This is a genomic window from Pseudomonas sp. Pseusp97, from assembly GCF_047304025.1.
Classification (GTDB): domain Bacteria; phylum Pseudomonadota; class Gammaproteobacteria; order Pseudomonadales; family Pseudomonadaceae; genus Pseudomonas.
This window is the reverse complement of sequence record NZ_JBGLYK010000057.1, coordinates 1-22,204: the sequence shown is the minus strand read 5'-3', so window position 1 is coordinate 22,204 and position 22,204 is coordinate 1. Positions and strand designations below refer to the sequence as shown.

The 22,204-nt window shown below is 65.0% G+C and carries 27 protein-coding genes; 6 read left to right on the top strand and 21 right to left on the bottom strand.

Features of this window, described 5'->3' with window-relative positions; genetic code table 11:
• The first annotated feature begins 16 nt into the window (after window positions 1–16).
• The 5 genes from ACCC94_RS12440 to coq7 all read left to right on the top strand — a co-directional run bounded on the left by ACCC94_RS12440 (window position 17) and on the right by coq7 (window position 4,178).
• On the top strand, window positions 17–985 hold the full coding sequence (locus tag ACCC94_RS12440) for an NAD(P)H-dependent flavin oxidoreductase (RefSeq protein ID WP_413349769.1): 969 nt from the start codon (window positions 17–19) through the stop codon (window positions 983–985).
• Between the two features lie 105 nt (window positions 986–1,090).
• A complete protein-coding gene (locus tag ACCC94_RS12435) occupies window positions 1,091–2,185 on the top strand; it encodes a DUF805 domain-containing protein (RefSeq protein ID WP_413349768.1) in 1,095 nt (364 codons plus the stop codon).
• A gap of 55 nt (window positions 2,186–2,240) precedes the next feature.
• Window positions 2,241–3,029, top strand: coding sequence for an SDR family NAD(P)-dependent oxidoreductase (locus tag ACCC94_RS12430; protein WP_413349767.1), 789 nt, complete (start codon window positions 2,241–2,243; stop codon window positions 3,027–3,029).
• A 71-nt stretch (window positions 3,030–3,100) separates the two neighbouring features.
• Window positions 3,101–3,439 carry a histidine triad nucleotide-binding protein gene (locus ACCC94_RS12425; protein WP_413349766.1) on the top strand — a complete coding sequence of 113 codons (339 nt, stop codon included), beginning with the start codon at window positions 3,101–3,103 and terminating at the stop codon, window positions 3,437–3,439.
• 91 nt (window positions 3,440–3,530) lie between these two features.
• Window positions 3,531–4,178, top strand: a complete 648-nt coding sequence (gene coq7, locus ACCC94_RS12420) for a 2-polyprenyl-3-methyl-6-methoxy-1,4-benzoquinone monooxygenase (RefSeq protein ID WP_413349765.1) — start codon at window positions 3,531–3,533, stop codon at window positions 4,176–4,178.
• 178 nt (window positions 4,179–4,356) lie between these two features.
• Here coq7 and speD read toward each other — a convergent pair whose 3' ends face one another.
• A complete protein-coding gene (gene speD, locus ACCC94_RS12415) occupies window positions 4,357–5,151 on the bottom strand; it encodes an adenosylmethionine decarboxylase (protein ID WP_138525630.1) in 795 nt (264 codons plus the stop codon).
• A gap of 226 nt (window positions 5,152–5,377) precedes the next feature.
• Window positions 5,378–5,800, bottom strand: a complete 423-nt coding sequence (locus ACCC94_RS12410; protein WP_015475289.1) for an OsmC family protein — start codon at window positions 5,798–5,800, stop codon at window positions 5,378–5,380.
• Between the two features lie 375 nt (window positions 5,801–6,175).
• On the opposite strand from ACCC94_RS12410, the gene crp reads away from it, so the two are divergent.
• Window positions 6,176–6,823, top strand: coding sequence for a cAMP-activated global transcriptional regulator CRP (gene crp / locus ACCC94_RS12405; RefSeq protein ID WP_413349764.1), 648 nt, complete (start codon window positions 6,176–6,178; stop codon window positions 6,821–6,823).
• A gap of 133 nt (window positions 6,824–6,956) precedes the next feature.
• Here crp and trpC read toward each other — a convergent pair whose 3' ends face one another.
• From trpC to ACCC94_RS12310, 19 genes are all read right to left on the bottom strand, one after another.
• Window positions 6,957–7,793 (bottom strand): indole-3-glycerol phosphate synthase TrpC, encoded by an 837-nt coding sequence (gene trpC, locus ACCC94_RS12400; protein ID WP_413349763.1) that lies wholly within the window; start codon window positions 7,791–7,793, stop codon window positions 6,957–6,959.
• Window positions 7,790–8,839 carry an anthranilate phosphoribosyltransferase gene (trpD, locus tag ACCC94_RS12395; RefSeq protein WP_413349762.1) on the bottom strand — a complete coding sequence of 350 codons (1,050 nt, stop codon included), beginning with the start codon at window positions 8,837–8,839 and terminating at the stop codon, window positions 7,790–7,792. Before trpD ends, trpC begins: the two co-directional genes overlap by 4 nt.
• Entirely contained in the window at window positions 8,836–9,432 is a 597-nt protein-coding gene (locus ACCC94_RS12390) for an aminodeoxychorismate/anthranilate synthase component II (protein WP_413349761.1), read from the bottom strand. Before ACCC94_RS12390 ends, trpD begins: the two co-directional genes overlap by 4 nt.
• 317 nt (window positions 9,433–9,749) lie before the next feature.
• Complete coding sequence (locus tag ACCC94_RS12385; protein WP_413349760.1) at window positions 9,750–10,001, bottom strand: hypothetical protein; 252 nt, start codon at window positions 9,999–10,001, stop codon at window positions 9,750–9,752.
• Window positions 9,998–10,354 (bottom strand): hypothetical protein, encoded by a 357-nt coding sequence (locus tag ACCC94_RS12380; RefSeq protein WP_413349759.1) that lies wholly within the window; start codon window positions 10,352–10,354, stop codon window positions 9,998–10,000. The genes ACCC94_RS12385 and ACCC94_RS12380 overlap by 4 nt, the downstream gene beginning before the upstream one ends.
• Entirely contained in the window at window positions 10,351–10,980 is a 630-nt protein-coding gene (locus ACCC94_RS12375; RefSeq protein ID WP_413349758.1) for a glycoside hydrolase family 19 protein, read from the bottom strand. The genes ACCC94_RS12380 and ACCC94_RS12375 overlap by 4 nt, the downstream gene beginning before the upstream one ends.
• 1 nt (window position 10,981) lies before the next feature.
• On the bottom strand, window positions 10,982–11,986 hold the full coding sequence (locus ACCC94_RS12370) for a phage late control D family protein (RefSeq protein WP_413349757.1): 1,005 nt from the start codon (window positions 11,984–11,986) through the stop codon (window positions 10,982–10,984).
• Window positions 11,987–12,050: 64 nt separating this feature from the next.
• On the bottom strand, window positions 12,051–12,260 hold the full coding sequence (locus ACCC94_RS12365) for a tail protein X (RefSeq protein WP_413349756.1): 210 nt from the start codon (window positions 12,258–12,260) through the stop codon (window positions 12,051–12,053).
• The gene (locus tag ACCC94_RS12360) at window positions 12,232–13,137 is read right to left on the bottom strand and encodes a phage tail protein (RefSeq protein WP_413349755.1); all 906 of its coding nucleotides are present in this window, start codon (window positions 13,135–13,137) and stop codon (window positions 12,232–12,234) included. Before ACCC94_RS12360 ends, ACCC94_RS12365 begins: the two co-directional genes overlap by 29 nt.
• A 9-nt stretch (window positions 13,138–13,146) precedes the next feature.
• Entirely contained in the window at window positions 13,147–15,108 is a 1,962-nt protein-coding gene (locus tag ACCC94_RS12355) for a glycine zipper domain-containing protein (protein ID WP_413349754.1), read from the bottom strand.
• 155 nt (window positions 15,109–15,263) lie between these two features.
• The gene (locus ACCC94_RS12350; RefSeq protein ID WP_413349753.1) at window positions 15,264–15,605 is read right to left on the bottom strand and encodes a phage tail assembly protein; all 342 of its coding nucleotides are present in this window, start codon (window positions 15,603–15,605) and stop codon (window positions 15,264–15,266) included.
• 11 nt (window positions 15,606–15,616) lie between these two features.
• Window positions 15,617–16,120 (bottom strand): phage major tail tube protein, encoded by a 504-nt coding sequence (locus tag ACCC94_RS12345; protein WP_236201380.1) that lies wholly within the window; start codon window positions 16,118–16,120, stop codon window positions 15,617–15,619.
• Between the two features lie 12 nt (window positions 16,121–16,132).
• On the bottom strand, window positions 16,133–17,293 hold the full coding sequence (locus ACCC94_RS12340) for a phage tail sheath subtilisin-like domain-containing protein (protein ID WP_413349752.1): 1,161 nt from the start codon (window positions 17,291–17,293) through the stop codon (window positions 16,133–16,135).
• A gap of 91 nt (window positions 17,294–17,384) precedes the next feature.
• Window positions 17,385–17,906 (bottom strand): DUF4376 domain-containing protein, encoded by a 522-nt coding sequence (locus tag ACCC94_RS12335; protein ID WP_413349751.1) that lies wholly within the window; start codon window positions 17,904–17,906, stop codon window positions 17,385–17,387.
• Window positions 17,907–17,908: 2 nt separating this feature from the next.
• Complete coding sequence (locus ACCC94_RS12330; RefSeq protein WP_413349750.1) at window positions 17,909–19,870, bottom strand: phage tail protein; 1,962 nt, start codon at window positions 19,868–19,870, stop codon at window positions 17,909–17,911.
• Window positions 19,861–20,475: a phage tail protein I gene (locus tag ACCC94_RS12325; protein WP_413349749.1), complete on the bottom strand. Its 615-nt coding sequence runs from the start codon at window positions 20,473–20,475 to the stop codon at window positions 19,861–19,863. Before ACCC94_RS12325 ends, ACCC94_RS12330 begins: the two co-directional genes overlap by 10 nt.
• Entirely contained in the window at window positions 20,468–21,358 is an 891-nt protein-coding gene (locus tag ACCC94_RS12320) for a baseplate J/gp47 family protein (RefSeq protein WP_413349748.1), read from the bottom strand. The genes ACCC94_RS12325 and ACCC94_RS12320 overlap by 8 nt, the downstream gene beginning before the upstream one ends.
• On the bottom strand, window positions 21,355–21,681 hold the full coding sequence (locus ACCC94_RS12315; RefSeq protein ID WP_413349747.1) for a GPW/gp25 family protein: 327 nt from the start codon (window positions 21,679–21,681) through the stop codon (window positions 21,355–21,357). Before ACCC94_RS12315 ends, ACCC94_RS12320 begins: the two co-directional genes overlap by 4 nt.
• Window positions 21,682–21,791: 110 nt before the next feature.
• The coding region (locus ACCC94_RS12310) for a phage baseplate assembly protein V (protein ID WP_413349746.1) at window positions 21,792–22,204 on the bottom strand (413 nt) is incomplete at its 5' end.

The following is a 22,204-nucleotide window of genomic DNA, read 5'->3' as shown; positions in this document are numbered from 1 at the left end:
CGACAAGGAGACTGTCATGTCCCTGCCCGCCCTGCTCGACCGCCGCCTGCGCATCCCTCTGGTGGCGGCTCCGATGTTCCTGGTCTCCAACCCGCAACTGGTGCTCGCCTGCTGCAGGAGCGGCATCGTCGGCAGCTTCCCCGCGCTGAACCAGCGCGAAAGCAGCGGCTTCAAGGCCTGGCTGGAAGAGATCGAAGCCGGGCTGGCAGCCGACCCGCAGGCCGCGCCCTATGCGGTGAACCTGATCGTCCACAACACCAACCCGCGCCTGCAGGCGGACCTGAAGCTCTGCGTCGAGCACAAGGTGCCCATCGTCATCACCAGCCTGGGCGCGGTACGCGAGGTAGTGGACGCGGTGCACAGCTATGGCGGCCTGGTGTTCCATGACGTCACCACCCGGCGTCACGCCGAGAAGGCAGCGGAAGCGGGAGTCGACGGCCTGATCGCCGTGGCTGCCGGCGCGGGCGGCCATGCCGGCACCTGGAGCCCTTTCGCATTGATCGCCGAGATCCGCCAGTTCTTCGACAAGACCCTGCTGCTGGCCGGCTGCATCAACCACGGTCACGAGATCCTTGCCGCCCAGGTGCTGGGCGCCGACCTCGCCTACCTCGGCACGCGCTTCATCGCCACCCGCGAGAGCGCCGCTTCCGAGGACTACAAGCACATGCTGCTCGACGCCCGCGCCGCCGATATCGTCCATACCCCCGCCGTCTCCGGCGTCCCGGCCAGCTTCATGCGCCAGAGCCTGGAGGCCGCCGGTTTCGACATGCAGCGGCTGAACGACAAGGGCGCGCTCAACTATGGCGAGAAGCTCAAGCCGGTGAACGACGAGGCCAAGGCCTGGAAGACCGTGTGGTCCGCGGGCCAGGGCGTGGGCGACATTCGCGATCTGCCGGCGGTGGGCGAACTCATCGCCCGCCTGGACCATGAGTACCGCCAGGCCCTGACCCGCAGCGCCGGCCTGTCCAACCAACTGCTGGTCTGAGCTGCGGCACCGCTCACGATATATCCGCCAGGGCCGCTTGTTGGCCCCTGGCGGCCCGATTACGCTGTAGCGATTCCACCATAGCCCCAAGACAAGGATGCCCCGATGGACCAATCCCGCTTCAAGATCGTGTTCGACGGCGCGCTGATGCCGCAGACGCCGCTGGAAACCGCCAAGGAAAACCTCGCCCGTCTCTTCAAGAGCGACGCGTCGAAGATCGAAGCGTTGTTCAGCGGCCAGCCAGTCGTGCTCAAGCGCGACCTGTCCGATGACGAAGCCGACAAATACCTGCGCGCCCTGCATGGCGCCGGCGCCAACGCCCGCAAGGAAGCAGAAGGCCTCGCCGGCCTGAGCCTGGTGGAGACCGAGGATCATCCCAGCGAAGCGACGCTCGCCGCCCGCGCCGCCGGAGAATCGACCGGCAATGAGCGGATGACCTGTCCCAAATGCGGCCATGAGCAGGCCAGTGCCATCGAATGCAGCGCCTGCGGCATCGTCATCGACAAGTACCTGGCGCGCCAGGCCGAACTGGCGGCCAACCCGGCGGCGGTTACCGCAGCCCCCTCCAACCCGGCGTCCCCCTATGCACCGCCCCAGGCGCAGGTCGGCGACGAGCTTCCGGAATTCGGCGAACTGAAGGTCCGCAGCCTCTCCGGGCGGATCGGTCGCGTGCGCTACCTGGGCTGGTCCGCCGCACTCTCATTCATTGTCTTCGGCGCCTACCTGGTCGCCAGCCTGCTGATGGCCGTATCGCTGCCGCTGGGGGTCGTTGCCATCGCCGCAGTGGTCATCGCCGCCATGGTCTTCAGCGTGCCCATCGGCGTACAGCGCCTGCATGACCTGGGCTGGTCCGGCTGGCTCTGGCTCGTGCTGATGGTGCCTTTCGTCAACGTGGTCCTCAGCCTGCTGATGCTGTTCATGCCGGGCGAACAGACCGCCAACCGCTTCGGTCCGCCGCCGCCGCCCAACAGCACCGGCGTCAAGGTCCTGGCCTTCTGCTGGCTGCTGTTCCCGGTGTTTGGCGGTATCCTCGCCGCCATCGCGATCCCGGCCTACCAGAGCTACCTCGAGCGCGCCCAGGCGGCGCAAGCCCCGCAGTACCAGCAGGGCGACGAAGCTGCCGATCCGGCGGCCAGCGCGGAACCGTCCGACGGCGACTTCAGCAGCGGCGATACCGAAGGCGGCGACTCGGATCAGTAATGCAACAACCCGTGGCGGGCGTGGTCGAACGCCACCCCGCCACAGAGACTCCTGAATGCCTCGTTTTGCCCTCATCACCGGAGCTTCCAGCGGTATCGGCCTGGCCCTGGCCGAAGCGCTGGCCCGCCGCGGCCAGGCGCTGATCCTGGTGGCGCGCCAGCGCGATGCGCTGGAGACCGCTGCCTGCGAGTTATCGCAGCGCTTCGGGGTGGAGGTGCTGTTCCGCGCCTGCGACTTGTCCGAGCCACTGCAGATCTCGGGCCTGCTGCATGAACTGGAGCAGAGCGGCCGGCAGATCGAGCTGCTGGTGAACAACGCCGGCATCGGCACCTCCGGCGCCTTCATCGACCAGGACTGGTCCCGCGAACAGGAATTGCTGGAGCTCAACGTCCTGGCCCTGGCGCGGCTGTGCCACGGCATTGGCATGATGATGGAGCGCACCGGCGGCGGACGGATTCTCAACGTCGCGTCCCTGGCCGGCCTGCTGCCCGGCCCGTGGATGAGCAGCTACTACGCGAGCAAGGCGTTCGTGCTGCACTTCTCCGAAGGCTTGCGCGAGGAACTCAAAGGGCGCGGGATCAAGGTTTCCGTGCTGTGCCCCGGCCCGACCCGCACGGCCTTCTACCGTAACGCCGACATGCGCCTGGGCAGACTCGACAATGGCAAGCGCGTCATGTCCCCGGAGGAAGTGGCTTTCCTGGCCGTGAAAGCGCTGCGTCGCGCGCCGGCGCTGATCATTCCCGGCTGGCGCAACCGCCTCTTTGCCTGCGGCATACGCCTGCTGCCGCGCTGGGTCATGCGCAAGCTGGCCGGGCGCATCAACCGCCTGGCACTGGCCAGCTGACCGGCCACTGGGCGCGGCCTCTCGGCGGGCGCTAAACTCCAGCACCATTCCACTGGCAGGAGGTAAGTTTCGTGGACTGTCTGTTCTGCAAGATCGTCGCCGGGGATATCCCCGCGAAGAAGCTCTATGAAGATGACCAGGTCATCGCCTTCCATGACATCGGCCCGCAGGCGCCGGTGCATTTCCTGGTGATCCCGAAGAAGCACGTTTCCACCCTCAACGACCTGACCGAGGCGGACAAGCCGCTGGCCGGCCACATCCTCTTCACCGCCCAGCGGCTGGCGAAGGAGCAGGGGTGCGACGAGGGCTTCCGCGTGGTGATGAACTGCAACGACCTGGGCGGCCAGACCGTGCACCACATCCACATGCACGTGCTGGGTCAACGCCAGATGCATTGGCCGCCGGGCTGATCGAGCAGAAGAAGCTGCGCGCACCTCGGCAAGACCTGTCATCCGCCATCCGGTAAACTGCCAGGCGAATCTTCCCACTCGGAGGTGCGCCATGTCCGCCGACCGTCACTACTCCCCCGCCGACCGCTTCCTGCTGCAGGCCGATGCCGCGCTGCGCACCCTGCTGCCGTTCAGCGGTCATCCGGGGCGCCCGTCCCCCGCCATCGTCCAGCCCGATGCCGAGCTCAGCGACACCGATGCCCGCCACGTGGCCGGCCTGATGCGCATCAACCACACCGGCGAGGTCTGCGCCCAGGCGCTGTACCAGGGCCAGGCGCTGACCGCCAAGCTGCCGAAGGTGCGCAAGGCCATGGAAGAGGCCGCCGACGAGGAAGTCGACCATCTCGCCTGGTGCGAACAGCGCATCCGCGAGCTGGGCAGCCGCCCGAGCGTGCTCAATCCGCTGTTCTACGGCCTGTCCTTTGGCGTCGGCGCCGCCGCCGGGCTGATCAGCGACCGGGTCAGCCTGGGTTTCGTAGCGGCCACCGAGGATCAGGTGTGCAAGCACCTGGACGAACACCTGGCGGAAATTCCCGCCGAGGACCAGAAATCCCGCGCCATCCTCGAACAGATGCGCGAGGACGAGGAACACCACGCCACCAGCGCCATCGAGGCCGGCGGCCTGCGCTTCCCCGCACCGGTCAAGTTCGGCATGACGCTGTTGTCCAAGGTGATGACCAAGTCCACCTACCGGATCTGACCTGCTCCGAAACAAAAAAAGGGGCACCCACTGGGTGCCCCTTTTTCGTTTCCACTATCGAGCGTTACGAGCGCAGGAGAGACAAGGCGAAAAGTCGGGATGAAAGCGGAGTTTGCTGCAGCAAATGAGCATTTCAGCCCGGCTTTTCAACGCCGTATCTCCCAGCGCAGTAGCTCGATCAGCGCGGCATGTTGCGCGCGTAGAAAATCTCCAGCATTTCGTGCCGCACGCGCTCTTCCACCTGCTTGCGCTGCTCGGGCGACAGGTTGCGGGTCGCATCGCCGAACAGGTAGTTGTCCAGGTCGAACTCCTTGAGCAGCATCTTGGTGTGGAACAGGTTCTCCTGGTACACGTTCACGTCGGTCATCTGGTAGGCCTCGTACGTGTCGTCGGAGAGATAGTTCTGGATCGAGTTGATCTCGTGGTCGATGAAGTGCTTCTTGCCTTCCACATCGCGGGTGAAGCCGCGCACGCGGTAATCCACGGTGACGATGTCCGAATCGAACTGGTGGATGAGGTAGTTGAGCGCCTTGAGCGGCGAGATGACGCCGCAGGTCGACACATCGATGTCCACCCGGAAGGTCGCGATGCCTTCCACCGGATGGATCTCCGGATAGGTGTGTACGGTGATATGGCTCTTGTCGAGGTGCGCCAGGATTGTCTCCGGCAGCGGGCCCGGGGATTCCTCGATCTGGCTGTCGGTCGGGGTGACCGGCTGCTCGGAGATCAGGATGGTCACGCTGGCGCCTTGCGGATCGTAATCCTGACGGGCGATGTTCAGGATGTTCGCGCCAATGATGTCGACAACATCGGTGAGGATCTGCGTGAGACGTTCGGCATCGTACTCTTCGTCGATGTACTGCACGTAGGCCTGCTGGTCTTCAGGCGTCTCGGCATAGCAGATGTCATAGATATTGAAGCTCAAGGTCTTCGTCAGGTTGTTGAACCCGTGGAGCTTGAGTTTGCTTTTCACCGTGGGATAACTCTCATTTAATGCGGCTCTGCCGCGTGGTTGAGCATGCCCGTCAGATGCGTACGGCGGCACCTGCGTAGGACGGTTTACACCTCTTCGCGATGGCGATTGTGGTTGCTTGGTTTCGGACCGGATGGCCCTGAAAAAAGGTGGCGCATTATGCAGAGGTCGGACGACCTCTGCCAGAGTTTGCGCATCCTTGATGATGAAAGGATGAAGCTGGTTGTCAGCCGAGTTCCACGATCTCGTAGTCATGGGTGATCTCGACGCCGGCGCGGCCGAGCATGATCGAGGCGGAGCAGTACTTCTCGGCCGACAGCTCGACCGCCCGCTTGACCTGTGCTTCCTTCAGGCCACGGCCCTTGACCACGAAGTGCACGTGGATCTTGGTGAAGACCTTCGGGTCTTCGTCGGCGCGCTCGGCCTCGAGGAAGGCTTCGCAGCTTTCCACCGGCTGGCGACCCTTCTTCAGGATGCTGACCACATCGAAGTTGGTACAGCCGCCCAGGCCGAGCAGGAGCATCTCCATCGGACGTACGCCGAGATTGCGACCGCCGGCGTCCGGCGGGCCGTCCATTACCACGACGTGGCCGCTGCCGGATTCACCGAGGAACATCGCCTCGCCCGCCCACTGGATTCGCGCTTTCATTGCAAGGAACTCCGCCGGAAAAAAGGGGCGACAGCTTATCACAGGCCCCTAGCACGCCCAGTGGGAGCGATGGCTGTTACCCAGGTCTCATTTCCACACGGCAAGTATGCATTTATCACTTAAGCTGGCGCCGGTTTACTGGCACACTCTCAGAAATTGCCTACACGAACGTTCCAGACTTCCGATTGCTGGTAACACTTCGTCTGTTAAGCTCTTGCTGATTTACGTACATGCAAGACTGCTCAGCAAGGCAATCATGCCGCCCTGGGGATCGAGGGGGATCACGCCAGGGACGCACGGCACTAAAGCTGAACATAAAAAATCATTAGCGCCTGTTGTGCAAAGGCCACTCTTTCTACTTTCCGGGACTCGGGCATGGTAGCTATTACCCTCACACCCAAAATCAAGAACCTCGACAAGTTGCTCGCGCACTGTCATCGCCGCCGCTTCACCGCCAAGAGCACCATCATCTACGCCGGTGACCGCTGCGAGAGCCTGTTCTTCATCATCAAGGGGTCGGTGACCGTACTGATCGAGGATGACGACGGCCGCGAGATGATCATCGGGTACCTCAACACCGGCGACTTCTTCGGAGAGATGGGGCTCTTCGAGAAAGAAGGCAGCACCGGCCACGAGCGCAGCGCCTGGATCCGCGCCAAGACCGAATGCGAAGTCGCCGAGATCAGCTACGCGAAGTTCCGCGAACTGAGCCAGCAGGATCCGGAGATTCTCCTGACCCTCGGCAGCCAGATGGCTGACCGCCTGCGCAAGACCACGCGCAAGGTCGGCGACCTGGCCTTCCTCGACGTCACCGGTCGCGTCGCGCGCACCCTGCTGGACCTGTGCCAGCAGCCGGACGCCATGACCCACCCGGACGGCATGCAGATCAAGATCACCCGCCAGGAAATCGGCCGCATCGTCGGCTGCTCCCGCGAGATGGTCGGTCGCGTGCTCAAGAGCCTGGAGGAGCAGGGCCTGGTGCACGTGAAAGGCAAGACCATGGTGGTCTTCGGCACCCGCTGAAGAACGCCCAAAAACAAAAAAGCCGGCAATCGCCGGCTTTTTAACTCTGTAGGAGCGAGCTTGCTCGCGAACAGCTATCCGGCCAACCGCATGTTGCCCGGTTCGCGAGCAAGCTCGCTCCTACACATGGACCTCAGTCCGGATCGGCGCCCAGCTTCACCTTGCTGCGCTCGGGGAAGAACAGGCGCTTGAGCTCGGTCCCCGGCTCGTCGGCGCGCATGAAGGCTTCGCCGACCAGGAAGCCGAACACGTCGCTGACTTCCATCAGTTCGACATCGGCGCGGTTGAGGATGCCGCTCTCGGTGATCACCATGCGCTCGCGCGGAATCTCCGGCAGCAGGTCAAGGGTGGTCTCCAGGCTTACTTCGAAGGTGTGCAGGTTGCGGTTGTTGATGCCGACCAGCGGAGTGTCCAGGGTCTTCAGGGCACGCTCCAACTCCGGCGCGTCGTGCACCTCCACCAGCACGTCGAGGCCGACGTCCTTGGCCACCGAAGCCAGCTCGGCCATGCGCACGTCATCCAGCGCCGAGACGATCAGCAGGATGCAGTCGGCGCCGATGGCGCGGGCTTCCACCACCTGGTACGGATCGATCAGGAAATCCTTGCGGATCACCGGCAGCTTGCAGGCCGCGCGGGCTTCCTTCAGGTAGGCGTCGCTGCCGAGGAAGAAGTCGATGTCGGTCAGCACCGAGAGGCAGGTAGCGCCGCCTTCTTCGTAGCTGCGGGCGATATCGGCAGGGTCGAAATTCTCGCGAATGATGCCCTTGCTCGGCGACGCCTTCTTCACCTCGGCGATCACCGCCGGCTCGCGGCGCTTGGCGCGCTCCAGCAAGGCGTTGGCGAAACCCCGCGGGGCATCCGCCGCGCGCGCCAGCTGCTCCACCTCGGCAAAGGCGACACGGGCGCGGCGTTCGGCGACTTCTTCGGCCTTGCGGGCCAGGATCTTCTGCAGAACCGTCGGCACACTCACTGTGCGTTCTCCTCTCGGTAAACGGCGGTGAAGGCCGCCAGCTCTTCCATCTTCTCCCGCGCCAGCCCCGTGTGCAGGGCGTCGTGGGCCAATTGCATGCCTTCGTGCAGGCTGGTGGCCAGGTCCGCGGCGTAGAGCGCGGCGCCAGCATTGAGCACGATCAGCTCGGCGGCCTTCTGCCCCGCTTCGGTCTTGCGCCGGCCCAGGGCATCACGGATCAGCTCCAGCGACTGCTGCGGGCTGTCCACGGTCAGGCCGATCAGGCTCTGGCTCTTGATGCCGAAGTCCTCGGGCTGCACTTCGTATTCGGTGACCACGCCGTCCTTCAGTTCTGCGACATGGGTCGGCGCGGCGAGGCTGAACTCGTCCAGACCGTCGCGCGAATGCACCACCAGGATGTGCTCGCTGCCCAGGCGCTTGAGCACCTCGGCCAGCGGCCGGCACAGCGCCTGGCTGAACACGCCGACCACCTGGTGCTTCACGCCGGCCGGGTTGGTCAGCGGGCCGAGCATGTTGAACAGGGTACGCAGGCCGAGCTCACGGCGCGGCCCGGCGGCATACTTCATGGCCTTGTGGTGCACCTGGGCGAACATGAAGCCGACCCCGACCGTCTCGATGCAGCGCTTCACCTGGACCGGCTTGAGGTCCAGGTAGATGCCGGCGGCTTCCAGCAGGTCGGCGCTGCCGCTCTTGCCGGAGACCGCACGATTACCGTGTTTGGCGACCTTGCCGCCAGCAGCGGCGACCACGAAGGCCGCCGCCGAGGACACGTTGAAGATGTTCGCGCCGTCGCCACCGGTGCCGACCACGTCGACCACGTGCTTGAGGCTGTCCAGTTCGACCTGGTCGGCCAGCTCGCGCATCACCGCCACGGCGCCGACGATCTCGTCGATGGTCTCGCTCTTCATGCGCATGCCCATGAGGAAGGCGCCGATCTGCGCGTCGGTGCACTGCCCGGTCATGATCTCGCGCATGACGTCCTGCATTTCCTCGGTGGTCAGGTCCAGCTGGCTGACCACACGGCCGAGGGCTTCCTTGATATTCATGCGCGCACCCCGCCGGTCTGCTTGAGGAAGTTGGCCAGCATCTCGTGGCCCTGTTCGGAAAGGATCGACTCGGGGTGGAACTGCACGCCCTCGACGTTCAGCGTCTTGTGGCGCAGGCCCATGATCTCGTCGACCGAGCCGTCTTCCAGAGCCGTCCAGGCCGTGATTTCCAGGCAGTCGGGCAGCGTCTCCCGCTTTACCACCAGGGAGTGGTAGCGGGTCTGGGTCAGCGGATTGTTCAGGCCGGCGAACACGCCCAGGTCCTTGTGGAACACCGGGCTGACCTTGCCGTGCATGACCTGCCGTGCACGCACCACGTCGCCGCTGAAGGCCTGGCCGATGGACTGGTGGCCCAGGCAAACGCCCAGCAGCGGCAGCTTGCCGGCGAAACGCTCGATCACTTCCAGGGACACGCCCGCCTCGTTCGGCGTGCACGGACCGGGGGACAGGACGATGCGCTCGGGATTGAGCGCGGCGATCTGCTCGACGCTCAGTTCGTCATTGCGAATGACGTGGATGTCGGCCTTCAACTCGGCGAAGTACTGCACCAGGTTGTAGGTGAAGGAATCGTAGTTATCGATCATCAGCAGCATGTCTGCTCGAACCTCATGATTGCACTGCTTTCGGATCGCGCCATCGTCGACACCCATTGCGGCCTCGCGGGCTGCGCGAATCTGGCGATTATGCCAGCGGATGGAGGAAATGGACGCGTAAGAAGAGACCGGCGCTATGCCGGGAAAGAAGGAATCAGGCGCGCCAGCGCCAACGGGCGAATGCCTTGAGGAGGGAGGTGATGATGCGGCTGCGGTGGATCACGGTTGCGGTCTCGCCTAGCGATGGCCGAACAGTAGCCCAAGGCCGGGCGCCAGCGCAACAAGCACGGCGGCCCGGCCGACGAAGGTAGGAAGATTCAGCGGCACGCGTCGAGTGCGGCGCGCAGGCGGGTTTCGTAGGCCAGGTGCTGCTGCCGCTCGGCCAGCAGCGCGCGCACCTTGGTTTGCAGATCGTCGGTCGGGCGCAGGTCGGCGGTGGCGAATCGAGGGAGTTCGATGGCCGGCGCCCGGCACGGTACCGGGATGGGAATGCGCACTTCCACCGGCGTCGGCGCGGTGGATGCGCATCCCGCGAGGAGCAGCACGGGTATAACCCGCAGCAGCTTCACGGCGGCAGTTCCCGGTCGATCAGCTGACGAACCACGGCGCACTCTTCACCTACGCTGCGCTCGAGCAGCAGCCGGCTGGCCGCGGCCTCATGGTTCTGCGCCTGTTCGCGAGCCAATGCCTGAGCGTGCTCGGCCGCGTCGGCACGCTGGCGGGCAGCCTGCTCCAGCGCTTCTACCTGGGCGTTCTGCAGCGCCAGCTTCGACTCCAGCGCCTTGCCGGCATCGCTGCAGCCCGCCAGTTGCAGACGCAGGCTCTCCAACTGCCTGCCATAGAAGCGCGCGGCCAGCCAGCTGCCGACAAGGCCGCCAAGCAGGAAGCCGCCCATCCCCAGCGCCAGCCAGAAACGCCTCATCCAAGCACCTCCTGGGCCCGGCGCCAGAGCCGCAGACGCTCCTCCAGCCCATTCAGCCCACCGTTGATGCGCCGCGTGATGTCCTCGAAGCGCTGCGCATCGGCCAGTTCATTCAGCCCATTGCGTTGCCACCACCAGGCGGCGGACCGGCTCGCCCATCGCGGTTCTGCCAGCAAGTGCGGACGAGCGACGAATGGCTGGGCGAGCCCTTCACCGACAGAGCGGTAGTTGCTCCTCCCGGTCACCTGCAGCAGGCCTCGTCCACGAAAGCGCCAGCCATCGCCGGAGGCCTCGTCGCCATTACCGTTGCGCCCGGCATAGACGAGGTCGGCGATACGCTCGGGCTGGTACGCCACCTCCCGCGCCAGCGCCGTGGGCGAGCCGTCGGCACTGCGAAAGCGCCGCGGCCAGACGGCGGCCAAGCGCTGCGCGCTGTAGGTCAGGCTTTCCACGCAACGGGTCAGCTGCGCGCTCTCGTGGCCGATCTGGGCGATGAAGGCGGCAGCTCGTGGCGGTGTGTCGATGGCGAAGTCGAGCATTGCTGCATTGAGCAGCGGAACAAAAACGCCCGCGACAGGGCGGGCGTTGGGCAGGATCAACAACAGTTGGCGTTCGTCGATGAGCATGTCAGCCGCCCTCCCCGGCCTTGCCCTTGCCCTGCGCCCCGCCATTGCACTGCACCGTGGTGGTCCAGCCGCCGGAGGAGAAATGCTGGGTGACCGAATCGATCAGGTAGCGCCCGTCGACTCCGGCCTTGAAGCCCTGCAGATCGATGGTCAGCTCAGCGAACAGGTCGGCGCGACCGGGCATGTCCAGCTGCACTTCGGCGCTGTTGCGATTGAACTCGGCCAGCCGTGCCGCCGCGACTCGCCGGGCCGCCGCTTCGTCCGGCTGCGGGTGGCGGTCGCAATGTTCCGCGGCGACCTGAGACGGCGCATCAGGATTGGCCACGCGCACCTGCTTCTGCACACCGTCGGCACCGCGATAGGGCACCTTCACCGCCGCCACTACCTTGCGGTCATCCAGGGTGAAGCGGAACGATCCCACATCACCACGAGCGAGGACGGGTATCTCCAACACCTGACCACTGGCGCTGCGTCCGGACTGCCGAGGCTGCACCAGCAGGCTGTTGTTGGCCAGCTTCGCAGTGCAGTCGTACAGCCGCGCCAGGCGGGTGATGAAGTTGAAGTCCGACTCGCGGATCTGGTCGATGCGCGCGATCAGCGTCTCGACAGTGCACGCCGCGCGCCAGCCATTGCGCGCCGCGATATCCGCCACCACGCTCGCCAGGCTCATGCCTTCCCAACTGCCGCTGCGGGCGGCTTTGCCCTGGCCGCGCATGTCACCGCTCTTGCCCTTGATCACCAGGTTGTCCGGCATGCCGCTGTAGGTCAGCGTGTCCACCACGTAGCGGCCCATGCGCGTGAGCGGGCTGCCGTCGTAGCCGAGGAAAACCTCCAGCGCAGCGCCACGCCGGGGCAGCGCGACAGTGCCATCGCGGTCATCGATGGTGATCTGGAAGGTGTCCGACTCCAGTCCCGGTTTGTCGGTGAGTTGCAGCTCGATCAAGCGGTCGCTCACCAGCGCAGTGATGTCCGCGCCGTCGGCGCTGATGCGAAACGCAGGTTTCATAGGTCACCCTGAATGAAAAGGCCCCGCTTGAGCGAGGCCTGGTTGCTGAAGAGAATACCGGTGGTCACTCCCACAAACGCACGCTCTGGTCTGCCGGCATCAACAGTTCTGGCAGGCGGATGAGCACGCCGCCGCGTAACGGTTGAGGCTCGTCGGCCAGTCCGGGATTGGCATCCAGCACGGCTTCCACGCAGCCATTGAGATGCCCGTAGCGCTGGTAGCACAGGCGGTCCAGCAGGTCTCCGTCAGCGCTTCTGACTATCGTCGTCGCCATAGCGGGTGAACTCCAGGTCTAGGGTTTGCTGACGCGGTACGCCATTGGCGAACAGCGCCTCCTGCGTCTCGGTGATCTTGGTCAGGCACCAGTTGCCCAGGTCGTCGCCGCGCCCGGTGCCGAGGTGGACCGGCTCGCTCAACGCCGCGATATCCCGCAGCGTCCGCGGCTGATTCCAGCCGACGCGCTGCGAGGTGTCGCCGGCACGGATGAACAGCGGCATCACCACCCCATTGAGCGTGAGCGTTTCCGGGCCCAGGCCGACGCTCTGCTGCGCGCTGCGCCGGCCGAGTCGCGCCTGGTCCCTCCAGGCAAAGCTGCTGGTGCGGGTCAGGCGCTGGAAACCGGTGGTGTCGACGTTGAAGTAGTAGGTGTGCTCGGTCGACTTGAGCGGCGTCATGATCAGCAGGTGCTGCGGGACCTTGCACATCTGTTCGGAAGGATCGTGCCTGGGCGCCAGCACCGAACTTGGCAGGATGTCCTTCAGGCGCGGATCGATCTTGCCCAGCACCTTGTTCACCGCCTGGCCTGCGTTGTTGATCTCCTCGCCCAGCTTGCCCACCCGCTCGTCCACCTCGGCGGCCACCTGCTTGGCCTTGTCGAGATTCTTCTGCAGCTTTTCCTGCTCGGCCTGGGCTTTCTTCACCACCTCCTGCAGCTTGCCCTGGGCACGGACGATGCCATCGGTGACGCGCTTGAGCTTGGCAGCCGCCTCCGGCGTGACGCCGGGCAGGCCTTCGAGCGCAGCGACGCCGCTGCGGATATGCAGCATCGCCTTGTCCACCGGCGCGCTGACCTGCTCCAGGTCGCGCCGGGCGGCCGTGGCAGCACCTGCAATCATGCCGAGGCCGGTATTGAACTGTTCCAGATAGGTCATGGGGCCTCCTCACATGACGACGGTGTCGAACAGCGCGTTGCGCTGCCGTTCCTGCTGGGCCTCGGCGATCAGCCGGCGCATGGCCGGGATCAGCTCGTCCAGCAACTGCTGCGGATTGACGATGTTGCCCGCCACGTTGATGCTCACCTGCGGCGAAAAGGTCCAGTTGGGCGGACCGCTGGCGACCGCCGCTGCGGCTACCGGAGCGGCAGGTGGCGCAGCGACTGGCGGCGCTTTCGCAGCGCCTTCCGACGGCCCGAACAGCTCCCCGGCCTTGCCACCGATCCACTCGCCCACGGTCGCGCCGATGGCGCCGCCGACCAGCGTGCCCAGCACCGGAATCGGGATCAGCGTGCCCAATGCAGCACCGGCTGCCGCGCCAATGGCGGAGCCACCGGCCTTGCCGTAGCCGATAGCCTTTTCGGCCGACGACTTGTCACTGGCGTAGACCGACGCGACATCGGCAATGGCCATCGCGGCGTTGACCGGAGCGAAACGTCGCAGCCCCGCCCCAGCTCTCCGTGCCAATCCGCCCACCGCCCTTCCGACTGCGGAAGCACCCATGCTTCTTGCCAGGCCTGCTCCACGTCTCAGCACACTGCCCGCAACACGGCCGACTCGCGACGCGCGAACGGTTTGCGCCGCACGACCGACCCAGCCGGAAGCGGCTCCAGCGGCACGGCCCAGCGTGGATCGCGCGCGCTGGAAGATGCCGCCGCGCGTGGCAGGGCCGGAGCCACCGGTTTTCGCTTTGCCGGCCCCCTTCCCTTTGCCCTTACCCTTGCCTCTGGACCTGCCATCGGGAAGGTCGCCCAGCCCACCGCCCGGCCAGTTGGTGACGAAGACATCCTGTACATCGCGCTTGCCCCAGTTCCACGGCATCGCGTCGTTGGCGTCTTCGACGAATTTCTTCGCGTCGATCAGGGATTTCAGAGCCAGCAGACCACCGCCGACATACTCCAGAGCCCCCTGATGGGCGAGCATGGCATCGCCGATTTTCAGCATGGCGCCGGAGATATTCTGCTCGCTGGCTTCCAGCTGTCCGAGCGGCGATTCCCGATGTTGCTTGACGCCCTGCTGCAGCAGATCGGTCGGGGCGACGGCCAGGGCCTGCCGGGACTGCAACAAGGCCTCGGTCTTCTGCGAGTCCCCCGGCCGGACCGAGGCCAGGCTGCCGAGCAGGTCGCGACTGAAGCCTTCAACCGATGGCGCTTCCTTCTGGCCGCGCCACGCCACGGCACTGAGCGCTCGCTCCAGGTCGACGGCATTATCGATGCCGCCCTTCTGCTGCAGGGCACTGATCAGCTGCGCCGTGGTTTGCGGCGACACGCCCTGCCCCTGGGCGAACTTCGCCGCCACGGGCAACATCGCCACCATATCGTTCAGCGGCACCTTGCGCTCGACCAGGGCCTGCGCCAGGTCCAGCACCTTGTCGCGAGGCATCGCCGCCTCACGGCCCGTTTCTACAACCCGATCACTGAGCGCCGCTTCAGCCGCCGGATCGTAGGGCTGCCCCGCCGCGTCGCGGACCTGCATCAGGCGACCGCGATACGCCAGTGTCATACCGATCGACGAGCGTAGAACGTCCCCAACGGAACTCAATTCGAGCAGCGGCTTGGTCGCCGTCTCCAGGCGCTGCCAATCGTTCGCCGGGGTACTCGTTTGCGCGGCCACACTGACGACGATCTTCGGCAGACGAATATCCAGCGGCCTCGGCGCCAGCAGATCGATGATCCGTCGCAGCGCCAGCCTTGTTTCCCCCGCGTTGCGCTCGCCGGCGCGATGGCGAATTTCCTGGTTGTCCTGAATAGCGTCGATGCCCTCCACCAGCTTGCGCAAAGGCAGGCTCGTATCGAGCTTTCCAACCAGGTTGCCCAGGCGCAGGGCGGAGTCCGCTATTACCCTCCCGAGGGTACTGCCCAGACCGACGACAGCCGCCACCAAGACTTCCGGCTTTTCACTCATTTCCATTTCACTTGCCCTCTGACGAGATTCGCCTCTGCGACGACAAGGGAGCGCCGGTCGCCCGACGCTCCGCGAGGGCGAACTAGCCCGCCTCATCCCCCAGCCACCAACGCAGGTCGCTGAGCGTCATGCGCTCCAGTTCGCCGGCCGTGAAGCCCGACTCAGTCGCCAGTCGCCGCGCCAGCTGGCGCATCAGCGCGAAGCTCATCGCCGTCCTCTCGCACCAGGCGAAAGTAGGCGTGTTGCAGGCGCTGGTAGTCGCTGAGCTTGAGCCCCTCCAGGTCCTGGCGGCTGACCTGTACCAGCGAGGCGAACAGTTGCAGCTCGCGCTCCTCGTCATCGCTGGCGACCTTGCTGGCCAGGCGGATGTCGCGCACGGTGGGCGCACGCAGGGTGAGGGCGTCGACATCGACGCCGTTGCAGGAGGTCGGGCGGGACAGTTTCACCATCGCCGCGTCCTCGGACAGGCTCAGCCATACAGGCTGTTTGACGGAGTCTTGCATCAGGGTTCTCCTCAGACGCCCAGGTCGTTGCGCATGGCGGCGAGCTGGTCGACGCCGTCGATCTTGCGCACCGAGTTGGCCGGGTCGATCTCGAACATCTCGCGGCCCTCGACTTCCAGCTTGTAATAGGAGACGGCCACGCTGTAGGTACAGGCGGCCAGGTCACCGGCCTTCCAGTCGCCCGGGTTGATCTCCTTGAGCAGGCCGCGGACGGTGGCAACCACCGGCACGCTGCCGCCCTTCTGGGTCTTGAAGGAGCCGCGGAAGGTGCCGTTGAAGGCGCCCTGATCGCTCAGGCCGAAGAATTTCATGGCCTCGCGGCGCGCGCCGTTGGTGGTGAACTTCGCCTCCATGGCCTCCAGTCCGACGTCGAGCAGGACCGGGGCGTCCATGCCGCCGGCACGGTACTCCTGGGTCTTCACCTTGAGGGTCGGCAGGGTCAGGGACGGCACGTCACCGGCGAAGCTCACGCCGTCGACGAAGAGGTTGGTGTTGGTCAGGATCTGCGGAATCATCTGGGGTTCTCCTTAAGCTGCGTCCAGGACTTCGGTGAGCCACTGATCGGTCACCTCGACGCGGAAGTTGGGGTTCTCGGCAGGCGGTACGTCGGTGAAGCGGATGTTCCAGTACACCTTGCCCTGGGCCAGTTGGCTGGCGGTGTTGAGTTCCGGGTCGGCATAGACCTCGAAGTCGATCACCGCGCCCTGGTTCTTCAGGTCGCGCATGAAGGCCTGCAGGCCCTCGGTGACGTCCTTCACGTAGGTCTTGGTGATGCCGCGGTCGACCGCCCACTTGTGCCCGGCGAGGATGGCGTCCATCACCATGTCCATGGTCCGCACGCGGGTGACGAAGGCCCACTTGGTATCGCTGGAGAGGGTGCGGTTACCCCACAGGCGGTAGCCGTCGTCGCGGATGATGGTGGTGATGTTGGCGTTGTTGAGCAGGTTGGCGCGGCAGGTCTCGTCGCCGTCGAGGAACTCGATGGGGCGGCCGGTGCCGGTGATGCCGAGCAGTTCCTTGTTCGACGGCGAGGACCAGAAGCCGTACTGGCTGTCGGTCCAGGCGAACAGCGCGGCGGCGTTGGCCGAGGCCGGCGCATCGACGGTGGCGCTGCTGGCGGTATCCCAGTACTGCACGCCCGGATCGACCAGGTAGATGCGCTTGCTGCCGAACTCGCCGGCGTAGGCGATGGCCGCCTCGTCGGTGGTGTTCGGGCCGTCGACAATGGCGATGGCGCGCAGCTTCTCGGCCAGCGCGCCCATGGCGGTGGCCACCGCCTGGGTGGCGGAGTGCTTCGGCGCAATCAACAGGCGCGGCTGGGCGTTGAAGCGCGACTTGCCGTCGAGCAGTGCCTGCAGGCCGGTACGCTGGCCGGCTTCGGTGACGCTGCCGATGATCGCGGAAGTCAGCTGCGCCGCATCCTCGACCTTGGCCACGCCCACCGCCACGACCACCGCGGCGGACTGGGTGAAGATGGCGGTGCAGGACTTGTAGATGGCCGACGCAGTGCCGAAGGCGGCAGCCGCTTCGCGCAGGCTGGTGAGCAGCACCGGCACATCGGCCTGCGCGGTCAGCTTGGTATCGGGGGTGAAGGTATCCACCAGGCCGATGATCGAGGACGACGGCAGCGCAATGGTGCGCGCACCGACGTCGACATTGGTCACGGTGACGCCGTGAAAGAAGCTCATAGGTTTTCTCCAGACATAAAAAAACCGCCGGGAGGCGGTTGGGTGGTTTGCCCTGGCTGCAAGGGCAGCGGGCGGGATTACATAGGTGGAATCAGGAGGGCCAGCCCTCATCGAGCATCGACTCGGTGAAGGTCCCGGCGTCTAGGTGGGCGAGTAGTTCGGCTTCACGATCGAAACAGGCTTGGATGTGAGCCCGCACAGCGGTCGCCATGCCAAAAATCTGCTCCGGGCCCAGTTCGATAAAGCCTTCCGGTGTTTTCCAGTTGCAGCAGTAGCTGCTATCCAGCATAGCTGCGTGGACTACATTGCTCATCAACGCTTGGCTATCACGCGATGTCGCATACGTAACCCCATTCACCTCAACGCCCAAAGTCTCGGCCAAGAAACGCCGCGCCGAGATTCCGCTCCGCAGCGTAGCCTCGTCAGGTGCGGCGGGCTCGAGCAGCATCGGCAGTCCAGACTCGTGAGCCACAATCCGTTTCCCCATTGCCTGGCCAGACAGCAGTGACTCATATACCCCTGTGGAAATCTCGACCACATCATCTGGAAAGGCATGGCCATGTATATCCGACGAAAAAAAACCGAGCGTTTTGGAAGAGAAGTAGAACGTCATATTCAATACCCCCATACGAATAAGCGCCCGGCAATCCCGGCATTTAGCACAGGCCCGGCGGTGCCCAGGATATCTCTGACCCTAGCGGCAACCTGAGACTTGGAACTCGCTACCTGATCAACTGACCACACCGTGGCACGGTTAGCAGTCCATCCTGTAGGTGAATATTCACTTGCAACGCCTCCCAGGAACCCAGTCGGGAATTGAACTGGAAGCGTTACTACCGCATTGCCATTAGAATCGCTGATGCCCGTTACCCACTGGAAAATCAGGCCACTTGGGAGCTTCTGATAGCCGTTGGATTGTTGAAGGGCAGCGAAGCCAGCCGACGCGCCGAGTTGTATGCCGCCCCAGCCGTACCAGGCATTCCCGCCAACATAAGCAACTGTCACCGTATCGCCAGCGCCAAGAACAAACATGCGAGCCACAGCGCTGCCGACGCCGTACAAGCTTTGGGCGACAGGCGCCTGCACAGTCACAACTCCGCTGCCAGCGTTGTTTATCTGGAACGTGGCGCCCACCGCATCGGTCGAGGCGGTAGGCAGCGTGACTGTAATGGTATTTCCGCAATTGATAATTTGACCGGCCATATCCAGCGTTAAGGCGCGGGTCGTGTTAACACTGCTCTGGTTGGAAAAATTGCCAAGCGCTCGCTGCACGAACTCAGTCGTCGAGAGGCTGGTGTCTTTATCGAACTGGGGCGGCGTTGGTGCCGTCGGATTTCCGGCCAGTTTTGGAGACAGCAGCGGCGCTTGCTCGGACCAGGCCGACCATGTGCTGTCATGCTTGCTTCGACTGAAGATCCGATTTTCATTCCCCCCCAGATACGCCTGCACTGCAATCTGAGTTATCCGGTTTCCAAGTCCGAAGGTGACCACGTTGTAATGGACCGCCGTTGCGGCCGCGACTCCCAACACTGGCCAGTTGTTAGCCACCGCGTCGGACTCTGTCCCGTTGTAGCTTTCGATGCCACCCAGGTTCGCACCATTCATATTGGCAACGCCATTCGCTTTGCAGTTACCTCCAAGCCCCAGGCTCCGGAGGACATTGCTTGTGAAAGCAGTAGTTGCAATGCTGGTATCGCTGCTTGTGATGGCAGGGGTCGGTGCGGTGGGCGTACCAGAAAATGCCGGAGAAGCCAACTTCGCCAACCCATTGGTAATGTTCTGGAACGCCAGCGCTGTAGTGCCCAGCACAATCGCCCCATCAGTCACCAGTTGCCAAATGCTGTCGGCCTGCGAAGTGCCACTTTCCACTACCACCGTCAGCCCCGGCGTCACCTCGCTGTTCTCGTCCGCATCGGTCGCGCGCTTCCAGGCGCCGGCGGCGACGACGTAAAGCCCGTTGTCCACGGCATTGGTCTGGTTCTTCACCAGCACCCGGTCGCCCGCAACCAGCGCCACACCATCCAGCGTTTGCAATCCGCTCAGCGTAATACTCGCGGTTGTGGCCGCCCGCACGGACTGCTTGTAGTCCAGCCGATTCAGCGCCGTGACAATGGAGTTATCCACGTACTCTCTCGTCGCCAGCACCACGCTCGGATCGATCTTCAGCTCCACCGACGCAGCATTGCTGACAATCAGCACGATGCGCACGGTCTGGGTGCGGCCGCTGCCTTCGGCCAGTTGCGGTTTGTAGGATGGCGCGCAGTTGGCGTAGGCGATCAGCGCGCCGGCTTCGTCGTACAGGCCCATCTCGCGGATCCACCAGCCACCCACGTCCTCGGGGATGACTTGTTCGGCGATGATCTGCGCGCTGTTCGCCGGGTCGACGCTCAGGCGGTTGAGCGGCGCGCGGCGGACTTCGTTGACCAGTTGCGTACGGCTGGCGTCTGGGGTCGGCACATTGCCGCCGCCATCGCCCACGGCAAGCTGGGTGATTTTCAGGGTGGTGCCCAGCGCGGTGGCATTCGCCAGCTTGCCGGCACCGATCGTGGTGAGAAGTGCGTAGTAGGTTACTGCCATGGGTAGACACTCAAGCTATCGATGGTGTGTTCCCGGCCCGGCAAGCCGTGGCTGCCGATCGCTTCGATCAGGTCCGGGAGGTAGGGGTAGACGGTGACGATGTCGCCGTCGTATTGCCCGGAGCCGACGGTGATCCGCCCCTGGGATTCCAGGCTGATATCCAGCCCGATGAGGTGCCGCGTGAGCGGTTTGGCGTCTTCGATCAGGCGCTCCACCTCCTGGTACATTTCCTCGCTGATGCCGCTATCGAGCACGCCGATGCGCAGGCGGAAGGTGCCCGGCTCGCCCATCGGCGAGCCCTGCCACCACTCGATGATCTCGATCAGGTAGCCCAGCGGCTCGATCACCCGCCGCAGCGCGGCGATAGTTCCCTTGTGCTGGTGGATGCGGAAGGCCGCAGCTACCGCCTTGCGCTTCACCGTCTCGCTCCACGTCGGGTCCCAGCGGTCCACCGACCAGGCCCAGGCCAGGTAAGGCAGCAGTGCGACGGGACAGCGTTGCGGGTCCATCAGCTCGCGCAGCGGCACCGGCAGATCGGCGACCTGCACATCCGCCAGCACACGCTCCAGCAGCGTCGAGTTGATCGGCAGCAGGCGGCTACTCATCCGAACCTCCCACGCGGATCTGGTAGCCGCTGCAGTACGCCGCCTGGGTCGCATCGAGCACTACGTCGGCAGCCGGCTTGGCCAGTTCGACACGCTGCACCCCTTCCACATGCAGCGCGGCGAACAGCGCGCTGCGGCGGATATCGCGGCCGATGCGGCGCTGGGTGGCGATGTAGGTCTGCAGCGAAGCCTCGGCGGCCTGCTGGATCAGCTCGGCTTCCGGGCCCGGGTAGATGTAGAGAACCGCGTCGACCTGGTAGGGCACGATGGCGGCGGACTGCACCGTCAAACGGTCGCCCACCGGGCGTACATCTTCGTCGTTCAGCGCCTTGCGCACGGCCTCCAGCAGGTCCGCCGACGCCGCGCCATTACCCTCGGAAGACAACACACTGACCAGCGCCTCGCACGGCTGCGGGCTGATCGCCGAGACATCGGCAATGCGCCCGTCGGCGCCGAGGGCGAAGGCCACGTAGGCATTGCGCGGGCCGGCCACCGAGAGTTGGTCGAAGGCCAGCTGCGTGCGATTGCGCAGCGAGTCGTCGCCCTCCAGCACTGCCGGAGTCGGCGGCGAGGTCGTGGCATCCGCCTGCTGGATCACTAGGCGCTTGACGTTGTAGCCGGCCGCCAGCTGATCGAGGTCGCCCTGGGTCGCGTAACCGAGCATCACCGCACGGGCGGCGTCGTTGATCTGGGCGCGCAGCAGCAACTCGCGATAGGCCGCAAGCTCCAGCAGCTTGACCACCGGATCGGACTCCACCGCCGCGGTCCAGCCCTCCCCCATGGCGCTGCGGAAATCCGCCAGCAACTCGGCGTAGAGCGTCTCGTAGTCGAGGCTCTCGACGACTTCGGGAGCGGGCAGTTGGGACAGGTCGATCAGGCTCATGCCGCCACCTCCAGTCCGATCTCGTCACCCAGGTAGACGCCGCGCAGGCGCAGCGAAACGCTGCCGGCGACCACGGCCACCACCTGCACCGAACTCAACCGCAGGCGCGGCTCCCAGCGGCCGATGGCGCGGGCCACCTCGGCCTGTACCGCGCCCTTCCAGCCTTCGGTCACCGGCAGGTCGACCATGCGCCGCAGGCGGCTGCCGTACTCCGGGCGCATGCGCCGGCTGCCCAGCGGGGTGGTGAGGATGTCCTCGATGGATTGCTTCAGGTGCGCCAGCCCGCTCAGCGGCTGGCCGTTGCGTCGATCCATGCCGATCATGGCCGCGCCCTCCGTCGCTCAGGGCGCGCACGGGAAAAGTTGCCCATGGCAGGTCTCCAGAAATGCAGAGGCCCGCACGAAGCGGGCCCGGGTTGGAAGTCGAAGCGACTTCAATGTGTGTGGTGGTTGCTGTTGCCGGCGGTATCCATGATCGAACCGGTACTGCTGATGTTGCCGTTAACCGTCAACGCGCCCTGGATGCTCACCGGACCGGTCAGCTGGATGCTGGCGGCGGTGACATTCACCGCCCCCGGGTCGATCACCACCTGCGTGCCACCGACCTTTACCGAGGCGGTCCCGGCGGGCAGTTGCAGGTCATAGCGATGCGCTTGCCAGTCGTAGCTGAGCACGGCGCCGTCGGGAAAATGCCAGCTCTCCACCTCGCCGCGATTGTTCGGCGGCGCCGATGCCGCACCGAACAGCCCCGGCACGAAGGTGCCCATGGCAGCCATGCCGGACGGACTGAGCAACACGCCCTGCTCGCCCAGGCTCGGCGCGCGCCAGTGCCGCGCGGCGCCGAGCC

Coding starts and splice junctions, on each gene's coding strand:
- ACCC94_RS12440 (WP_413349769.1), top strand. CDS start 17: ATGTCCCTGCCCGCCCTGCTCGACCGCCGCCTGCGCATCCCTCTGGTG.
- ACCC94_RS12435 (WP_413349768.1), top strand. CDS start 1,091: ATGGACCAATCCCGCTTCAAGATCGTGTTCGACGGCGCGCTGATGCCG.
- ACCC94_RS12430 (WP_413349767.1), top strand. CDS start 2,241: ATGCCTCGTTTTGCCCTCATCACCGGAGCTTCCAGCGGTATCGGCCTG.
- coq7 (WP_413349765.1), top strand. CDS start 3,531: ATGTCCGCCGACCGTCACTACTCCCCCGCCGACCGCTTCCTGCTGCAG.
- ACCC94_RS12410 (WP_015475289.1), bottom strand. CDS start 5,800: ATGAAAGCGCGAATCCAGTGGGCGGGCGAGGCGATGTTCCTCGGTGAA.
- crp (WP_413349764.1), top strand. CDS start 6,176: ATGGTAGCTATTACCCTCACACCCAAAATCAAGAACCTCGACAAGTTG.
- trpD (WP_413349762.1), bottom strand. CDS start 8,839: ATGAATATCAAGGAAGCCCTCGGCCGTGTGGTCAGCCAGCTGGACCTG.
- ACCC94_RS12390 (WP_413349761.1), bottom strand. CDS start 9,432: ATGCTGCTGATGATCGATAACTACGATTCCTTCACCTACAACCTGGTG.
- ACCC94_RS12380 (WP_413349759.1), bottom strand. CDS start 10,354: ATGAGGCGTTTCTGGCTGGCGCTGGGGATGGGCGGCTTCCTGCTTGGC.
- ACCC94_RS12375 (WP_413349758.1), bottom strand. CDS start 10,980: ATGCTCATCGACGAACGCCAACTGTTGTTGATCCTGCCCAACGCCCGC.
- ACCC94_RS12370 (WP_413349757.1), bottom strand. CDS start 11,986: ATGAAACCTGCGTTTCGCATCAGCGCCGACGGCGCGGACATCACTGCG.
- ACCC94_RS12365 (WP_413349756.1), bottom strand. CDS start 12,260: ATGGCGACGACGATAGTCAGAAGCGCTGACGGAGACCTGCTGGACCGC.
- ACCC94_RS12360 (WP_413349755.1), bottom strand. CDS start 13,137: ATGACCTATCTGGAACAGTTCAATACCGGCCTCGGCATGATTGCAGGT.
- ACCC94_RS12355 (WP_413349754.1), bottom strand. CDS start 15,108: ATGGAAATGAGTGAAAAGCCGGAAGTCTTGGTGGCGGCTGTCGTCGGT.
- ACCC94_RS12350 (WP_413349753.1), bottom strand. CDS start 15,605: ATGCAAGACTCCGTCAAACAGCCTGTATGGCTGAGCCTGTCCGAGGAC.
- ACCC94_RS12345 (WP_236201380.1), bottom strand. CDS start 16,120: ATGATTCCGCAGATCCTGACCAACACCAACCTCTTCGTCGACGGCGTG.
- ACCC94_RS12340 (WP_413349752.1), bottom strand. CDS start 17,293: ATGAGCTTCTTTCACGGCGTCACCGTGACCAATGTCGACGTCGGTGCG.
- ACCC94_RS12335 (WP_413349751.1), bottom strand. CDS start 17,906: ATGACGTTCTACTTCTCTTCCAAAACGCTCGGTTTTTTTTCGTCGGAT.
- ACCC94_RS12330 (WP_413349750.1), bottom strand. CDS start 19,870: ATGGCAGTAACCTACTACGCACTTCTCACCACGATCGGTGCCGGCAAG.
- ACCC94_RS12325 (WP_413349749.1), bottom strand. CDS start 20,475: ATGAGTAGCCGCCTGCTGCCGATCAACTCGACGCTGCTGGAGCGTGTG.
- ACCC94_RS12320 (WP_413349748.1), bottom strand. CDS start 21,358: ATGAGCCTGATCGACCTGTCCCAACTGCCCGCTCCCGAAGTCGTCGAG.
- ACCC94_RS12315 (WP_413349747.1), bottom strand. CDS start 21,681: ATGATCGGCATGGATCGACGCAACGGCCAGCCGCTGAGCGGGCTGGCG.